Raw genomic sequence first — 16302 nt, forward strand, 5'->3', positions numbered from 1 at the left:
GGCAGGCCCTTTCGTGTCGACTCCGTCGCCACGTAGGGACCCTGCTGCCCCACTCTAGGGGCAGGCCCCTTTCGTGTCGACTCCGTCGCCACGTAGGGACCCTGCTGCCCCACTCTAGGGGCAGGCCCCTTTCGTGTCGACTCCGTCGCCACGTAGGGACCACGCTGTCCCCCCCTGGGGGCAGGCTCGATTCGGTTCAAATCAAAGGCCGGCACTTCCGCGTACTGTGGAGGCGCCGGCCTTTGCCGTAGGTACGTCCTGAAGGAAAACACCACCCGTCACACGAGGAGCAGTCCATGCCGCAACGCATCGCATTTGTCACAGGTGCGTCAACCGGAATCGGTTTCGAAGCCGCTATCAAGCTCAGCAAGGCAGGATTAGTCGTGCACGCCGGGGCACGGAGGGTCGAGAAGATGGAGCCGCTCAAAGCCCACGGAATCAAGGTGTTGTCCCTGGACGTCACCGAGGACGACTCGATGAAGGCCGCCGTGGACCTTGTCCTGGCCGAGCAGGGACGGATCGACGTACTGGTCAACAACGCCGGATACGGGTCCTACGGTTCCTTGGAAGAGGTGCCCCTGGACGAAGGGCGGCGCCAGTTCGAGGTCAACGTCTTCGGTCTCGCCCGGATGTCCCAGCTGGTGATTCCCGTGATGCGTGCTGCGGCTTCCGGCAGGATCATCAACGTTTCCTCGATCGGCGGCAAGATGTATGAGCCCTTGGGCGCTTGGTACCACGCGACAAAATTCGCCGTCGAGGGCCTCAGTGACTCCCTCCGCCTGGAGCTGAAGCCCCATGGCATCGATGTGGCAATCATCGAGCCCGCGGGCACGGACACGGAATGGGGAACCATCGCGGGGGAGAGCCTGCTGACGGTCTCGGGACATGGACCGTATCGCGAGCAGGCCGGGATCGTGGCAGCCGCCCTGGCATCGACGTCGGGAACCGCTCTTTCGACGCACCCGCGTACCGTGGCGGGCGCCATAGTCCATGCGGCGACCTCGCGAAGGCCCAGGACCCGGTACCCGGTGGGCAGGGGAGCCTGGACCATTCTGGCCATGCGGAGGGTGCTTCCCGACCGGGCCTTCGACACAGTTTTCTGGAACGCCTACAAACGCTTTTCCGGCTAGATCCGGTACTCGATGTAGTACTCGGCGGGATCGACGGCGGGTTTCGTTTCGCTCTTGGCATCACGGTGCCGCCACGTTGCCGGAACACCGGTGATGATCGACTCAGGCGGTGCGTCCTTGACCACGACGGCGTTGGCGCCGATGGCACTGTCCGCGCCGATGGTGATGGGACCAAGCACCTTGGCCCCGGCTCCGATGGTGACCCGATCTCCGATGGTGGGGTGGCGCTTGACCTTGGCCAAGGAACGGCCACCCAACGTCACGCCGTGGTAGATCATGACATCTTCGCCGATCTCGGCGGTCTCACCGATGACCACACCCATGCCGTGGTCAATGAAGAACCTGCGGCCGATGGTCGCGCCGGGGTGGATCTCGATGCCGGTCAGGAAGCGGGCAAGCTGCGAAATGAGTCGCGCAGGGAACCGCAGTTCGGGGTTTTGCCACAATTTGTGCGTCAGGCGATGCGCCCAGATGGCATGCAGGCCGGAGTAGGCAAAAAAGTTCTCAAAGGAGCCCCGGGCCGCCGGGTCATGTGACCGGGCGGCCTCGAGGTCCTCCATAAGTCTTGCGAAGAAGCTCACAAAGACCTTTCTACAGGAAATGAAAGAAAGCGGTTGCGCGGGGTCCGCAATCAGCCGCGAATGTCGTCAAAAAGCACCGTGGAGATGTAACGTTCGCCGAAGTCGGGAACGATTGCCACGATGAGCTTGTCCTTGTTCTCCGGACGCTTCGCGAGCTCCAGCGCGCCCCAGACGGCCGCGCCGGCCGAGATGCCGCCCAAGATGCCTTCCTTGGTGCCGAGGGCGCGTGCGGTGGCAACGGAGTCCTCGAGGGTTGCGTCGAGAACCTCGTCGTAGACGTTGGTGTCCAGGATTTCCGGAATGAAGTTCGCGCCAAGGCCCTGGATCTTGTGCGGGCCGGGGGCGCCGCCGTTCAGGATGGGGGAGTCCTTGGGCTCGACGGCCACGATCTGGATTTCGGGCTTGCGCTCCTTCAGGACTTGCCCGACGCCGGTGATGGTGCCTCCGGTGCCGACGCCGCCGACGAAGATGTCCACGCCACCGTCGGTGTCTGCCCAGATTTCCTCGGCCGTGGTGGTGCGGTGGATCTCCGGGTTTGCCTCGTTGGCGAACTGCTGGGCCCAGACGGAGTTCTCGGTGTTGGCCACGATTTCCTGAGCCTTCTCGACGGCACCGCGCATGCCTTCCGAACCGGGGGTCAGGACAATTTCAGCACCGTAGGCGCGCAGCATGACGCGGCGCTCGGTGGACATGGTTTCCGGCATGGTCAGGATGACCTTGTAACCACGCGCCGCGCCGACGAGCGCCAGAGCAATGCCGGTGTTGCCGGAGGTTCCCTCGACGATGGTGCCGCCCGGCTTCAGCGCACCGGACTTCTCGGCGGCGTCGACGATGGCGACGCCGATACGGTCCTTGACGCTATTGGCGGGGTTGTAGAACTCCAGCTTCACGGCGACCGTGGCGTCCAAGCCTTCGGTGAGCCTGTTCAAGCGGACCAGGGGGGTTCCGCCGATCAGCTGGGTGACGTCGTCGTAGATCCGTGCCATGTAATCATGCCTATTCTCTGAATTCGCTGAAATAGCTACTGCTGAGGTCAGCCTAACGAGCGGTGCTACACGCTGCTACGCGCGGAGCCACGAAGAGTAATATTTCCGGGCCTTGGCGAGCTTGGGGTTGATGATCACCTGGCAATAGCCTTGTTCGGGGAACTTGGCGTAGTAGTCCTGGTGGATGGACTCCGCTTCGTAGAATTCCGGCAGCCTGCTGACCTCGGTCACAATCGGCTTCGACCACAGTTCCTGGTTCCGGAGGATGGCTTCCTCGAAGAGGATTTTTTCTTCCGTGGTGGTGTAGAACATCGAGGAACGGTACTGGGTTCCGACGTCGTAGCCCTGCCGGTTGAGCGTGGTGGGATCGTGCAGGGCGAAGAACATGTCAAGGATGATGTCCGCCGGAATGATGTCCTCGTCGAAAGTCACTGCGACCACCTCTGCGTGGCCCGTCATTCCGGAGCAGACATCGTAATAGTCGGGGTTGCGGATGTGCCCGCCCGTGTAGCCGGAAACCACGGAACTGACGCCCTTGGTCTTCTGGTAGACGGCGTCGAGGCACCAGAAGCAGCCTCCACCAAGTACAAAAGTTTTCATGATCTCTTCAATGGCTGGGAGTCCCGGATGATTCCCGCACAACCTTACGGGACTGTGACGGCGCAGACCCGGCCAGTGGCAACAAACTCGAACGGCCCGGTGCCGGCAGGCGCGACTTGGCCGCCGGATGCGCAAGAATGTAATGCATGGAAGCTGTGAACACCGCGGTTGCAGATACAGGATCCGGCGAAGAACCGGAGAATGGTGCAGCCGGAACTCCAAGAGCCGGCACCCCTACGCTAGGGCAGGTCCTCTTGGCAGTGGAGGAGCTCTGGCCGGAATCGCTCGCCGAGGAATGGGACGAGGTAGGGCTTGTGGTCGGACGGCCCACCGCCACCGTCACCAAGGTCATGTTCGCTGTGGATCCGACCCTCGCCGCCATTGAAGAAGCCATCGAATGGGGCGCCGAGCTCCTCGTTACGCACCACCCTTTGCTGCTCAAGGGCGTCACCTCCGTTGCTGCCACCACCGCCAAGGGCCTCGCCGTCCATCGGCTCATTGAGTCAGGTACCGGGCTGCTGACCGTACACACGAACGGGGACTCCGCCGTCGGAGGCGTTTCCGATGTCCTGGCCGACGCGTTCGGGCTGGACAACGTTGTCCCGCTGGCTCCTGCGGCACACGGCTTGCCGGAAGAGGGAATCGGCCGGGTCGGCGACCTGCCCGAACTCATGACCCTGGGAGATTTCGCCGCGCGGGTGTTTGAGATCCTGCCCTCAGTGGCCGGCGGCGTGCGGGTCGCCGGGGACAAGGATGGACTCGTGCGGCGTGTGGCCGTTTGCGGCGGAGCGGGAGACAGTCTCTTCGACGCCGTCCGCGCCAGCCAGGCGGACATCTACGTCACCGCCGATATGCGGCACCACCCTGCATCCGAGGCCCGCGAAGCTGCCGTTGACGGCAGGCCGTACCTCGTTGACGTATCGCACTTCGCGAGCGAGTGGCTGTGGCTGCCCGCCGCGGCCGAAGCGCTCGGCAACGTGCTCGCGGACCAGGGTCACGACGTCGAGATCCGGGTGGCTTCCACCAACAGCGACCCGTGGGACTTCATTCTGACTCCCGGCTAAGCCCTGCGTGCGAGGCAGGGGAGCGCCCTAGGCGATAGAGTCGAGACAAACAGGCCCAAGGCCTGGCTGGGGCTGAATATCATCCCCGGCACGATCAAGCGGAGGTAAGCGTGGCCAAGGCAGCACCGGCGGAACAGTTGAAATTGCTCGAACTGCAGGGGTTGGATGCGAAGCTCAAATCCTTGGCGAACCGCCGGCGCACATTGGAGACCGACCCCCGCATCACCGATCTCCAGGACGCCCTCAGCGTGGCCAACGGTGCGCTCGGAACCGCGAAACTTGCTGTCCACGACGCCGAAACAGAGCTACGCAGGTCCGAGGCAGACGTCGAGCAAGTGGCTAGCCGCATTGAGCGGGACGAAGCCAGGTTGAACAGCGGCACCGGACTTTCCAAGGATCTCGTTGCGCTGCAGAGCGATATCGCTTCGCTTAGCAAGCGACGTTCGGACCTTGAAGATGTCGAGCTGGAAATCCTGGAACGCCTGGACGGACTCAGGGAGCGTCAAGCCGCGCAACAGCAGATCGTCGATGATATCCAGGGTTCCTTCTCCGGGATCCGTACCGAGCTGGACACCGCGATCGCCGAAATTGTTGCCGAAGAGACCCAAGTACGCGCCCAGCGGACCGGCTTCGCCGAAGGGCTCGACGCCGGGATGCTGGCTATCTACGAAAAGACCCTCGCCAAGCGCGGGGTGGGGGCCGCCAGGCTGTTCCACGGGAAGTCCGAAGGCTCGGGAATGACGCTGAGCCCCGGCGACCTTGCCGAGGTCAAGGCCGCTGCCGAAGACGAGATCGTGTTCTGCCCCGATTCCGGCTGCATCCTGGTGCGCTCCGCCGAGTGGAACTAACCATCTGTTCCCCACCCAACTAGCTCGCAGTTAATGTCGTTTTCAGCGCTCAAAACGACAACTACTGCGAGCTAGTCGGGGAGGATGATGCTGAGGGTGTGGGGCTTGCGCGCCGTTCCTTCCGTCAACTCCGCAGTCCACAGTTCCGACGCTGCCTTGAGCAGCTGTTCGGGCGTCCCTGGTGCCTTGCCTCGACGGCTCAGCAAGTGCCGGGCCAGTTCGCCGCGGGTGTGCTTGGCGAAGTGGCTGACCACGGTGCGTTTGCCGTTGGACTCGGAAAAGACGTTCACGGCGACAGTCTGCGCCGCGGGAGGAGCCCAAGCCGCGGCGTAGGTGCTGGAGCGGCAGTCCACCAGCAGCTCGCCCTCCACCCGCGCGGCGAGGGCCTGCGTAAGCTGCGGCTTCCAGAACGACGCGAGGCGCCCGACGTCGGGCAGTGCTGTTCCCATGGACAAGCGGTAGGCGGGCACGCGGTCGCCGAAGCCGATGGCGCCCCACAGGGCGGACACCACGAGGACCGACTCCACCGCCTTGCGGCGCTGCGCCGGTGTGAGGGTCTTGTAGCCAAGCGCGTCGTAGAGAACACCGGAATACACCTGGTGGGCCGGGGCTGCGGGTTCTGCGTGGAGCCGGGTATTGCGTTCGACGTCGTCCTTCAAGGATGCGCCAACCCCCAGGAGTGCGAGGGCGTCCTCGTGCGCGCTGACCAGGCCGAGCGCGTCGAGCACTTTGGCCCGGTAGCTGTTGAGTTCCGGAAAGCTCAGGGACTCCCATTCGACGGCGGAGCCCTTGGCAGCGGGGGTCTTGCCTTCGGAAGGTGGCAGCAGAATCAGCACCAGTCGATATTAGCGGTATTGCTGTCGCGGATTGTCCAGGCAGAACGATTCGGCAGTGCTGTCTGAAAATGCGGGGGCCCGACGCCGGTAGACTATAGGGCGGATGGGTTGACTAGGCGGCCGCGCGCCACGTGAGTGGCTCGAGGAACGTCCGGGCTCCACAGGGCAGGGTGGTGGGTAACGCCCACTCGGGGTAACCCGCAGGCCAGTGCCACAGAGAACAGACCGCCTGCGTCTGCTTGTGCCAGCACAGGCAGGCAGCAGGTAAGGGTGAAACGGTGGTGTAAGAGACCACCAGCTCCTTGGGTGACCAGGGAGGCTAGGTAAACCCCACCCGGAGCAAGGCCAGACAGGGCACGATCGAGGGCTGCTCGCCCGAGTGTCCGGGTAGGCCGCTGGAGGGCGTCGGCAACGGCGTTCGTAGATGGATGGTCGCCACTCCTTCGCCGGCAACGGCGGGGGAGGACAGAACCCGGCGTATCGGTCAACCCATCCCACAGCCTTGTGTGAGTGATTTCACGCATTCCGGGGGCCAAGGCGCCCGGTGCCAGACCTTAGAATGGACAGTGAACGTAGAAGTTCCACCGCCGGTTCTGCGTTCGCAGCTGGCGGTTTTTCTTTGCAACGTTCGAGGTGTCCGGGCAGACCGAAGTCCCGCCGATGCCAGTGCCGCAGGATTACTCCGGGCGGCCACCATCTACGTACGAGGACGTATGTAGCTGACCCTAGGAAGGTAGTTCTGTGAGCCAGTCATCAGATTCTTGTCTTGATACGTGGATGGGCCGCGAAGCGCTGGCCGAGGCCATGATTCCGGTGATCGGCCGGCTGTACCGTGAGAACAACGTGGTGACCAGCATCCACGGGCGCAGCCTCATCAACAAGTCGTCGATGAACATCCTGAAAGCCCACCGTTTTGCGCGCCGGATGAGCAAGGACGAACTCCGTCTCGAAGAGACCGCGCCGCTGCTGAACATCCTGGCTGAACTTGACCTCGGGGCCGCTGCGATCGATATCGCCCGCCTGAACGAGAAGTACAAGGCCGAGGCCGCGGGAACGCCCCTGGAGGACTTCCTTCGCGCCGAGCTTGCCGAGGTTGTCGGGCGCCGCGGCGCGGACGACCGGACCAGCACCGACGTCGTGCTTTACGGTTTCGGGCGCATCGGCCGCTTGCTGGCGCGCCTCCTGATCGAAAAGGCCGGCGGGGGCCACGGCCTGCGGCTGCGCGCGATCGTGGTCCGCAAGGGTGCCGAGAACGACCTCGTCAAGCGCGCAAGCCTGCTGCGGCGTGACTCGGTGCATGGTTCCTTCGAGGGCACCATCCGCGTGGACGAGGCCGCCAACACGATCACGGCCAACGGTGTCCAGGTCCAGGTCATCTACTCGGACAACCCCTCCACCGTGGACTACACGGCCTACGGGATCAAGGATGCCCTGGTGGTGGACAACACGGGCCGTTGGCGCGACGCCGAGGGCCTGTCCCAGCACCTGCAGAGCAAGGGTGTCGCGCGGGTGCTGCTCACGGCTCCGGGCAAGGGTGATCTGAAGAACATCGTCCACGGCATCAACCACTCCTCCATCGAGGACACGGACAAGATCGTCACTGCGGCTTCGTGCACAACGAACGCCATCACCCCGGTGCTCAAGGCACTCAACGACAAGTTCGGCGTCATCCACGGGCACGTGGAAACCGTGCACTCGTTCACGAACGACCAGAACCTGATCGACAACTTCCACAAGGGTGACCGCCGCGGCCGCTCGGCTGCCCTGAACATGGTCATCACCGAAACTGGTGCGGCCAAGGCGGTGGCGAAGGCCCTTCCGGAACTGCAGGGCAAGCTGACCGGCAACGCGATCCGCGTTCCCACCCCGGACGTGTCGATGGCCATCCTGAACCTGAACCTTGAAAAGGGAACCACGAAGGAGGAAGTCAACAACTACCTTCGTGAAATGTCCCTGCACTCGGAGCTGCGGAAGCAGATCGACTTCATCGACTCGCCCGAGGTCGTCTCCACGGACTTCGTGGGCTCCCGCCGTGCCGGCATCGTGGACGGCCTGGCCACCATCGCCACAGACAAGCACCTCGTGGTCTACGTCTGGTACGACAACGAATTCGGTTACTCCTGCCAGGTAGTGCGCGTCATGGAAGAAATGGCCGGCGTGAACCCGCCGTCGTTCCCGGCACGCGGCGTCGCTGTGAACCTTGAACCTAAGGCAACCTTGGAGCCAGCCGGCGTCTAGCCGGCTCCGGACAACGCGAGGAAAGACACAGGGTATTCCCGGCTGATGCGCTGGTATCAGCCGGGAAACCTGACCAGAATGGACGCATGGAAAGCGAAAAGATTCTGGATCACGAAACAACCCTTGAACACGCACTGGACGTGGCGCGCGCCAACCTCAAGGAAGCCCAGCGGCTGCTCGACGAAGCCAAGGCCGGACACGCGGCGGGGGATATCTCCGAGGACAGGGTCATCCAATTGGGGTCCCTTCTCGAGCTGGCGGCCGAAGACCTGAAACGCGTCACCAAGGAGCAGTAGGCCGCCCCTGCAGCTTGCGCTGTGATTGTTCCGACATTCTGACCTGTCCTCCACACTGTGGATATCAGCGTCGGCGAACAGCGCATCAACTAGTCTCAAGGGACGTGTTCCTGCCCGAAAGGACGCAATCCCTTGAGCACCACCTGGGCCGCTTATCGACGCGCCCGCCGCCAGTCCCGGCAGGCCTGGGTGCTGCTGATTCTCATCCTCGCCGGTGGACTAACGGGCATCGGATGGTTCTTCACCAACGGCCAGTTCGCAGTTGGCCAGGACCCGATCAATGGACCAACGGAAGCTCCTGTCTTCGACCCGGACTGGATGAAGCCGGTGGAAGCCGTTCAGCCGGTACCGGCCGGTTCCGCCGTCGATGCCTTGGAAGCGCTTCCCGTGAAAGGGCGCGCAGCCAAGGACACCTACGACCGCAACGAGTTCGGCCAGGCCTGGCTCGACGTCGACCGGAACGGCTGCGATACCAGGAACGACATCCTGAGGCGGGATCTTACGGCAGCGGAGTTCACGGCAGGCTCCAAATGCAGGATCGCGTCCGGGAAGCTCCGCGAGCCGTACACCGGCCAGGACATCCATTTCCGCAGGGGCTCCGAAAGCAGCTCGGCCATACAAATCGATCATGTGGTGGCTCTCGGGGATGCCTGGCAGAAGGGTGCCCAGCAGCTCACTGCCAAACAACGGCAAAGCCTCGCCAATGACCCCCTCAACCTCATTGCAGTTGACGGCCCGGCCAACGTGAAGAAAGGCGCGGGCGACGCCGCGAGTTGGCTCCCTGCCAACAAGGGTTTTCGCTGCCATTACGTAGCCCGGCAGGTTTCCGTCAAAGCCGCGTACGGGCTCTGGGTCACCCAGGCGGAGAAAGACGCCATGAGGCGCGTCCTGGACTCGTGCCCCGGTCAACGGACCATCAGGGCGATGTAGCCGCTTGAGGGCGCGGGGCGGCCGCGTCAGGCGTGGTTGGCCTGCGCTGGGGGAAGCATCAGGTGGCCGTGTCCGAGTTGCCAGGTCCCGCCGTCGTCGATCCTTTCCAGCACCACCCGCTGAAGCGACGTCTCGCGGGGGAGCCGATCAAGGTTGTCCATTCCCCGCTGCCGGAAGGTGAAGTAGACAGCGTCGCCCGGAGCGTCTGAGCAGCGGTCCAGGGTGAACCGGCGGGCAAAAGCGGCGATGTTGCTGTGCGGCAGCTTCCGGGCCAGGTAGGGATCCAGCATCCAGGAGTCGCAGCTTGCCACGGAGACCGCCTTGTCCGGGAAGTATCGGTCGAAGAACTTGCTGGCCTGGCTGAAGCTCGTGTCCACGAGGGCGGGGGAGAGGCCGCCATCCTCGGGGATGTGCACGCCCAGCACCCAGGAGGCGCCCGCGGCGGAGGGGCCTCCCGCGTCACCGCGGACAAGGTGAAATTGCAGGCGACCGATCCGGAAGATGTTTCCGGCCATGTGGAGGGTCAGCCATGCCCACGTGTCCAGGCCGAAGCGACCGTGGACCCGTCGGTTGATTCGAAGGTTCAGTCCTACATCGGCCAGGATCGCGGCGGAGGATTCCGGCGGGATGCCAAGGGAAAGATGATAGCGGTGGACTACCGGCGCGAAACGCAGGAGCGCCTCGATCCAGTCCGTTTCCGTGCAGTCGTCCATGGTTGCAGATTTACTTGGAAAGACGCCCAGGCGGGCGTCAAGGCTGGCAAGGGCCCGTCGAGCGCCGTCTCCAGGAGGTGACTCCAGCAGCGAGGCACACCCAAAAGCGTCCTCGCCCTGGATGTCGAGAAGCTTGAATAATTCATCCTGCGCTATGCCGGCCATCGGTCAATGTCCGAAGGGGTCCGGGTCAACACCCGGCATCCAACTCAGACCGGGAACTCCCCAGCCGTTCTTTTTGGCCTGCTTCTTGGCCTTCTTGGCGTAGCGGTCAGCCAGCCGGTCCACATAGAGCTTGCCGTCGAGGTGGTCGAATTCGTGCTGCATGACCCTCGCGAACCAGCCCGTCGCCACGAAATCCACCGGGTTGCCGTAGCCGTCGAAGCCCTGGACGCGGGCCCATTCGGCCCTCTGAAGGGGGTAGTGCTCCCCGGGGAATGACAGGCAGCCTTCGACGTCCTCCTCGGGATCGGGAAGGGCGCCGGGGATCTTGGAGAGGGTGAGGACCGGGTTCACCAGGACGCCTTCGTCCGGGGCGTCGTCGTCGTTCGCGTATTTGAAGATGAAAATCCGTTTGCCGACCCCCACCTGGGGTGCGGCCAGCCCGACGCCGTTGGCGGCTTCGTTGGTCTCGAACATGTCGGCAATCAAGGTGCGCAGCTCGTCGTCGAACTTTTCCACCTCGCGCGCCCGGCGATGAAGCACGGGCTCGCCCCAGATGGTGACTGGCAGGACGGTCATGTCAGGTGTTCCTCTGGTTCTCGGGCCTGGAATGGCCGAAATCGGCCGGGACAAAGCAAAGGCCGCACTGGATAACCAGTACGGCCTTTGGCTGCGATCGATAAACAACTACCGATCCCGTGAGGGTGAGCGACGGGGGTTGAACCCGCGACCTCCTGGACCACAACCAGGCGCTCTGCCAACTGAGCTACGCCCACCATGCGCCTTTTGTGCTTTCGGAATGACCCGTTAGCTGCGAAGGCAACGACAAAAACTATACCCCGTCTTAGGGGGTGGTTTTGCCACTTTTGACCGTTTGGCTGAAATTTCCCGAAAAGGTGCCCCAGATCACGTGCTTGCCGGGGTCTCCGGTCCGGCGGCGATCTGCTTGGAAATCTTCTGCGCAGTGGCTGTATCGGGACCGGGAGCCGGAACGAACACGGCCTCGCGGTAGTAGCGCAGTTCGTCGATGGAGTCCTTGATGTCTCCGAGCGCTCGGTGGCCGCCATGTTTGGCGGGCGACTGGAAATACGCGCGGGGGAACCATCGGCGCGAGAGCTCCTTGATGGTGCTCACGTCGATGACCCGGTAGTGGAGGTGTTCAACGATGTTGGGCATGTCCCGGGCGAGGAACATCCGGTCGGTTCCGACTGAGTTGCCGCCCAGCGGTGCCTTTTTCGGATCGGGTACCCACTTCTCGATGTACTCCAGGACGATCGCTTCGGCTTCGTCCATGGTCTTGCCGTGCGGGAGTTCGTCCAGGAGTTTCGAGCGCGTATGCATGTCGCGGACGAAGTCGTTCATCTGTTCAAGCGCGGCGTCTTCGGGTTTGATAACGACGTCGACGCCATCGCCCAGGATGTTCAACTCCGAATCGGTGACCAAGGCCGCGACCTCGATCAGGGCGTCGTTTACCAGGTCGAGGCCGGTCATCTCACAGTCGATCCAGACGATGCGTTCATTAGTAATAGGCACCCGTCCAGCCTACCGTTCGGTCGCGTGGGAAGGGTGGCGGGGCGCTTCATTCCGCTCCTAGGGCTTACCGTGGCTGGTAAACTGGGCCGTTGTCGAGCGGTTGTTGCCTGCATCGATGAGCTGGACCAATGTACGTAGGGACTGGAATATCATGACGGCAGGCGGAACGGGCGTGGGCACCTCAAATAGCCGGGATGAGGCAAAGGAACCCGCGGCGCCGTCGGAGAAGGCCGCCGCGAGTCTCTATTCCCCGGATGCCGCGCACATCGGCGCCGGCACCCCCGGCCAGATCAAGGCCTATGTGGCAATCTGGCAAGGGTTTTTTGGATCCCTGATGATCTTCGTCGGGTCGATCGGTGCCGGCTGGATTGCCAACGGATCGCCCATGTTCAGGCACCCTCTTGTCATCGCCCTGCGCACGGAGGGCTGGGGCGTGACGACCTCCACCATCTTGCTGACGGCGGGGGCCATGCTTTTGGTCAGGTCATGGTTGAGGCTCGGACAAAGGCTCAAGGACTGGGGGCCCGGATCGCTCAGATCCGTGGTTGTCGCTGTCGCGGCGTGGGCGGCGCCCCTGATGTTTGCCGTTCCCATCTATTCGCGCGACGTGTACGCCTACACCGGCCAGGGCAGGCTGGTGCTGGAAGGCCAGAACCCCTACACCGCAGGCATTTCCTCGCTCAGTAACTGGTTTTCCCTGGGCGCCGATCCTGCCTGGGCTGAAGCCAAGACGCCGTACGGGCCCTATTTCCTGTGGCTTGCCAGGTGGGTTGTGGGCATCACCGACGCCCAGCCCGATTTTTCCGTGTTGCTCTTCCGGGTGCTTGCGACAGTGGGAGTGCTGCTCTGCGTGGTGTATGTTCCCAGGCTCGCCGAACTGCACGGGATCAATCCCGGCCGCGCACTGTGGATCGCCGTCGCCAACCCCCTCTTTCTCATCAGCTTCGTCGCCAGCGCCCACAACGATGCCCTCATGGTGGGCCTGGCAGTGGCGGGAATGTACTTTGCAGCCACCGGGCGCCACATCACCGGCCTTCTGCTGGTCACGGCTTCCATCGGCATCAAGCCGATCACAGTACTTCTCTTGCCATTCATAGGCCTCATGTGGGCGGGTCCGGCAGCGAGTTGGGCCCGCAAGTTCCTGTTCTGGGGCGCGACAGCGGGTATCAGCTTTGCCGTCCTGGCGGTGAGCGGAATTCCTTACAACCTTGGCTTTGGATGGGTTTGGGCCATCCTTGATCCGACGCCCGGCTACACCGGATATTCGCCTTCGGGCTTCCTGGGCCAGCAGGTCGAGGTCATCGCCAACCTCCTGGGCCTGCCCGGTTCCACCGTGGCTACGGGACTACGCACCCTCATGAAGTGGGCCGGAATCGGGCTGGTAGTGGTACTGATGTTCCGCGGCGACTACTCACGGCTGGTGCGACGCGCGGCCCTGGCGTTTGCCGCCGTCGTCATGCTTTCTCCGATTATCCAGCCGTGGTACATCTTGTGGTTCATCCCGCTGCTTGCGGTCACGGGCATCAGGGACGACTGGCAGATCAAGTCCCTCTATGTCGCCGTCACGTTCTTCGTGGCCTTCGGCGCGCAGGACCAGATTTCGGTCCTGTCTTTCGTGGAACTGAACGTCAAAGTTTCCTCCCTGGCCTTCCTGGTGGCCGTGGGATTCACCGTCTACTTGATGGTGTTGGACGTTCACACGCGCAGGCTGCTGATCCGCTCCAGCCCTGCGCAACTGCTCCGCCGGCTTGAGCAGCGGCTCAGGCGCTCCGGATAGCGGTTCTTGCGCCGGACTTGCGGCCCAGTTCCAAGGTCCGCTGCACGGACCACCAGAGCAGTACAACTAGAAGCACGTTCCGCGTGGTCAGCACTGTTGCCATCACGGGGTTGGCATGGATCAGCGGCGTGTAGAACAACGGGTAGATCACAAAAGTCGTCACGGCGATACCCATCAGGAGGGCGGCAGGAACCCGCCAACGATTCCAATCGTGGGTCAGCCCGGCGACAACCACCGGCGCAAGCCAAATGATGAACTGCGGCGAACCCACCTTGTTGAACACGATGAACGCGGTGGTCATCATGAGGGCGCCCTCGAGAAACAACTCTTCCGCTTCGGCACCCCGCCGAAGCGCCCAAAGCAAAAGGGCAGAGCCGGCGACGGCGGCAAGCACCAAGAGCGGCTGCATCATGAACGCCGCCACATTGGCACCCGGTCCGTACACCTCGGTGGAATTGATGGCGACGTTGTCGGCGATTTTGGAACCGCCGACGTTGAGCACGCTCAACCAGACCCAAGGGGTTGAGAACGTGGCTTCGAGTTGCATGCCGCGCTCACCCTGGTTTGTCAGGAAGTCGAGGATATGCGGGAGGCCGCCCGAAAGATAGGTGCCCAATGCGACGGCGGCAGTTACAGCGGCGCCGCATGTGATGATCCGCAGCCTGCGGTGGCTCGCGATGATGATCGGAACCAAAACGGCGGCCGGCCAGACTTTGATCCACGTGGCGATGCTGAGGAGGATGCCCGCCGCCACGGGCCGCGTGGCGGCATACAGCAACGCGACCAACACGATGGGTGCCGTGATGCCTTCCACACGGGCAAAGCTGAGGTAGCCCATGAAAGCCGTGAAAAACAGCCACCACCAGGCAGGGGCAATCCCTGTTGCCCTGCGCGGGCCGCGGGTCAAGATGAACAAGCCGGCGGCATTGAGTGCAGTGATGATCAACGTCCAAACCAGCAGGTAAGGACCCGGGCCCGCGATGTTGGCCAGGAAGATCGGAATCTGGGCAAGCACCGGGTAGACCCACGGGCTGATGGCTCCATGGAGATCCGCAGGGTTGTATCCGGCCATCGCCCACTGGCGGTACTGCTCAGTGTCGCTGAACGTGTTTCCGGACAGGAAGAAACTTGCCATCCAGCCGAGGAAGTACACATGTACGGCGGCGAAACCCCACCAAACGCTGGACGGACGGCCGAACCAGGCGACAGCGGCAGGCGGCAGGGCGGCGTCGCGCACGCGGGCGAGCCCGTCAAAGAATCGAACGGAAATCTCAGGACTCCTTGGCAACGGCGGCCGGTTGGTTGGCCGGGATCTTCTTGCCCAAAAGGTACAGGCGGCGTACGGACCAGCAGAACAGGACCACCAGCAGGACATTGCGCACCGTCAACACCAGTGCCATCCAAGGGTTGTTGTGGCTCAGTGCGTCATAGAAGAGGGGGTAGATGAAGTATGTGGCCACCCCAATGGCGATGAGCATCGCCGCGGGCACCCGCCATTCCTTCCAGCTGTGGGCAAGCCCGACGGCGACGGCAGGCGCGAGCCACACCATGAACTGGGGTGAACCGACCTTGTTGAACACGACGAAAGCCGTGGCCATGGTCAGCGAGCCAGCCAACAACAGTTCGGTGCGGTCCGCCCCGCCGGTTCGCTTGCCGTTGTGCAGGGCCCAGAAGGTCAGGGCAGCCACCAGGATCGCGGCCAGGGCGAGAAGGGGCTGCATAAGGAATGACATGAAGGCCGTGCCCGGCCCATCGACCTGCATCGAGTTGATGTCGGTGTTCATGTACATTCTCGAGTCGCCAACATGAAGGACCGAGAGCCACAACCAAGGAGTGGTGAAGGTGGCTTCCAACTGCATGCCACGATCGCCTTGCTGGGTCAGGAAGTTAAGGAGCTTCGGCAGTTGGCCTACGGCCGCCGTGAGGGCAAGGACCAGAACGCTCGTGAGAATTCCGGCAGCCACCACTTTGGTTCTCTGCTTGACCACAGTGAACAACGACAACATGACGGCGGCCGGCCAGACCTTCATCCAGGTGGCAACACTCAGGAGGGTCGAGGCAACGAAAGGGTGCGACACCCCGTAAGCCAAGGCGATCAACACGATGGGGGCAGTCAAGCCGTCCACCCGGGCGAATCCCAGCCAACCCATGATGAGGACGAAGACCAGCCACCACCATCCCGCCGGGATGGCCTCGCGAAGGCGACCCCGCCCCGTGAGCTTGGCGAGAGCGACGCCGTTGAGCACGGTGATCATGAGTACCCAGAGAAAAAAGAACGGACCGGGTCCGGCCAAGCCCGCGATGGCCATTGGGACCAAGGCGAGGACGGGGTAGACCCAAGGACTTGGGCCGCTGCTGAGGTTCTCATCCCGGAACCCTGCCGAGGTCCAGTCCCGATAAATGAAAGTGTCGCTGAAGGCCTCACCGCGCAAGGAAAGGACCAGCGCGAACACGAGGAAGACCAAGTGCACGACGCAGAAGCCTACAAGGAGGCCCTTGGGAGAATTGAGCCTTGCCTCCACCGAAACGGGAAGAACACGATGGCGGAACCGTGTGAGCGCGCTGAAGAATGAGTCCGTGGAAATGGGAGGATCCTTGTCAGGTAGTT

The 16302-nt window shown here is 63.1% G+C and carries 16 protein-coding genes, 1 tRNA gene and 1 other RNA gene; 8 read left to right on the plus strand and 10 right to left on the minus strand.

What is annotated here, in order from left to right:
- The first annotated feature begins 296 nt into the window (after positions 1–296).
- Entirely contained in the window at positions 297–1130 is an 834-nt protein-coding gene (locus tag ABEA18_RS15175) for an oxidoreductase (RefSeq protein ID WP_345450371.1), read from the plus strand.
- On the opposite strand, the gene epsC is transcribed toward ABEA18_RS15175, so the two are convergent.
- From epsC to msrA, 3 genes are all read right to left on the minus strand, one after another.
- Positions 1127–1711 carry a serine O-acetyltransferase EpsC gene (gene epsC, locus ABEA18_RS15180; protein WP_059387763.1) on the minus strand — a complete coding sequence of 195 codons (585 nt, stop codon included), beginning with the start codon at positions 1709–1711 and terminating at the stop codon, positions 1127–1129. The two genes, ABEA18_RS15175 and epsC, sit on opposite strands and share 4 nt — an antisense overlap.
- A 50-nt stretch (positions 1712–1761) precedes the next feature.
- Positions 1762–2697, minus strand: coding sequence for a cysteine synthase A (gene cysK / locus ABEA18_RS15185; RefSeq protein ID WP_234749924.1), 936 nt, complete (start codon positions 2695–2697; stop codon positions 1762–1764).
- A 75-nt stretch (positions 2698–2772) separates the two neighbouring features.
- Positions 2773–3297: a peptide-methionine (S)-S-oxide reductase MsrA gene (gene msrA / locus ABEA18_RS15190; protein WP_059387765.1), complete on the minus strand. Its 525-nt coding sequence runs from the start codon at positions 3295–3297 to the stop codon at positions 2773–2775.
- 146 nt (positions 3298–3443) lie between these two features.
- Between msrA and ABEA18_RS15195 the strand changes: the two genes are divergently transcribed.
- Together ABEA18_RS15195 and ABEA18_RS15200 are read left to right on the plus strand one after the other, a co-directional pair.
- On the plus strand, positions 3444–4361 hold the full coding sequence (locus ABEA18_RS15195; RefSeq protein ID WP_345450374.1) for a Nif3-like dinuclear metal center hexameric protein: 918 nt from the start codon (positions 3444–3446) through the stop codon (positions 4359–4361).
- A gap of 110 nt (positions 4362–4471) precedes the next feature.
- Positions 4472–5209 (plus strand): zinc ribbon domain-containing protein, encoded by a 738-nt coding sequence (locus ABEA18_RS15200; protein ID WP_345450376.1) that lies wholly within the window; start codon positions 4472–4474, stop codon positions 5207–5209.
- Between the two features lie 71 nt (positions 5210–5280).
- On the opposite strand, the gene ABEA18_RS15205 is transcribed toward ABEA18_RS15200, so the two are convergent.
- On the minus strand, positions 5281–6045 hold the full coding sequence (locus ABEA18_RS15205; RefSeq protein WP_345450378.1) for a YaaA family protein: 765 nt from the start codon (positions 6043–6045) through the stop codon (positions 5281–5283).
- Between the two features lie 104 nt (positions 6046–6149).
- Here ABEA18_RS15205 and rnpB point away from each other — a divergent pair.
- The 4 genes from rnpB to ABEA18_RS15225 all read left to right on the plus strand — a co-directional run bounded on the left by rnpB (position 6150) and on the right by ABEA18_RS15225 (position 9509).
- Positions 6150–6541: RNase P RNA component class A (gene rnpB, locus ABEA18_RS15210), an RNA gene on the plus strand.
- Positions 6542–6786: 245 nt separating this feature from the next.
- A complete protein-coding gene (locus ABEA18_RS15215) occupies positions 6787–8283 on the plus strand; it encodes a glyceraldehyde-3-phosphate dehydrogenase (protein WP_345450380.1) in 1497 nt (498 codons plus the stop codon).
- Between the two features lie 86 nt (positions 8284–8369).
- On the plus strand, positions 8370–8579 hold the full coding sequence (locus ABEA18_RS15220) for a hypothetical protein (protein WP_345450382.1): 210 nt from the start codon (positions 8370–8372) through the stop codon (positions 8577–8579).
- Positions 8580–8711: 132 nt separating this feature from the next.
- Positions 8712–9509, plus strand: coding sequence for an HNH endonuclease family protein (locus tag ABEA18_RS15225; RefSeq protein WP_345450383.1), 798 nt, complete (start codon positions 8712–8714; stop codon positions 9507–9509).
- 26 nt (positions 9510–9535) lie between these two features.
- Here the strand turns inward: ABEA18_RS15225 and ABEA18_RS15230 are convergent, their stop codons facing one another.
- The 4 genes from ABEA18_RS15230 to orn all read right to left on the minus strand — a co-directional run bounded on the left by ABEA18_RS15230 (position 9536) and on the right by orn (position 11917).
- Entirely contained in the window at positions 9536–10387 is an 852-nt protein-coding gene (locus ABEA18_RS15230) for an acyltransferase domain-containing protein (RefSeq protein WP_345450384.1), read from the minus strand.
- 3 nt (positions 10388–10390) lie between these two features.
- Positions 10391–10963 (minus strand): peptide deformylase, encoded by a 573-nt coding sequence (gene def / locus ABEA18_RS15235; protein WP_345450386.1) that lies wholly within the window; start codon positions 10961–10963, stop codon positions 10391–10393.
- Positions 10964–11087: 124 nt separating this feature from the next.
- Positions 11088–11160: transfer RNA gene (locus ABEA18_RS15240), tRNA-His, on the minus strand.
- Positions 11161–11290: 130 nt separating this feature from the next.
- A complete protein-coding gene (orn, locus tag ABEA18_RS15245; RefSeq protein WP_345450388.1) occupies positions 11291–11917 on the minus strand; it encodes an oligoribonuclease in 627 nt (208 codons plus the stop codon).
- 151 nt (positions 11918–12068) lie between these two features.
- Here orn and mptB point away from each other — a divergent pair, with 151 nt between their 5' ends.
- Positions 12069–13694, plus strand: coding sequence for a polyprenol phosphomannose-dependent alpha 1,6 mannosyltransferase MptB (mptB, locus tag ABEA18_RS15250; protein ID WP_425550542.1), 1626 nt, complete (start codon positions 12069–12071; stop codon positions 13692–13694).
- Here mptB and ABEA18_RS15255 read toward each other — a convergent pair.
- Together ABEA18_RS15255 and ABEA18_RS15260 are read right to left on the minus strand one after the other, a co-directional pair.
- Positions 13678–14931: a glycosyltransferase 87 family protein gene (locus ABEA18_RS15255; RefSeq protein ID WP_345450392.1), complete on the minus strand. Its 1254-nt coding sequence runs from the start codon at positions 14929–14931 to the stop codon at positions 13678–13680. The two genes, mptB and ABEA18_RS15255, sit on opposite strands and share 17 nt — an antisense overlap.
- A 34-nt stretch (positions 14932–14965) precedes the next feature.
- Entirely contained in the window at positions 14966–16279 is a 1314-nt protein-coding gene (locus ABEA18_RS15260) for a glycosyltransferase 87 family protein (RefSeq protein ID WP_345450504.1), read from the minus strand.
- Between the last annotated feature and the right edge of the window lie 23 nt (positions 16280–16302).

Source organism: Arthrobacter gyeryongensis (assembly GCF_039543785.1).
Lineage (GTDB): Bacteria > Actinomycetota > Actinomycetes > Actinomycetales > Micrococcaceae > Arthrobacter > Arthrobacter gyeryongensis.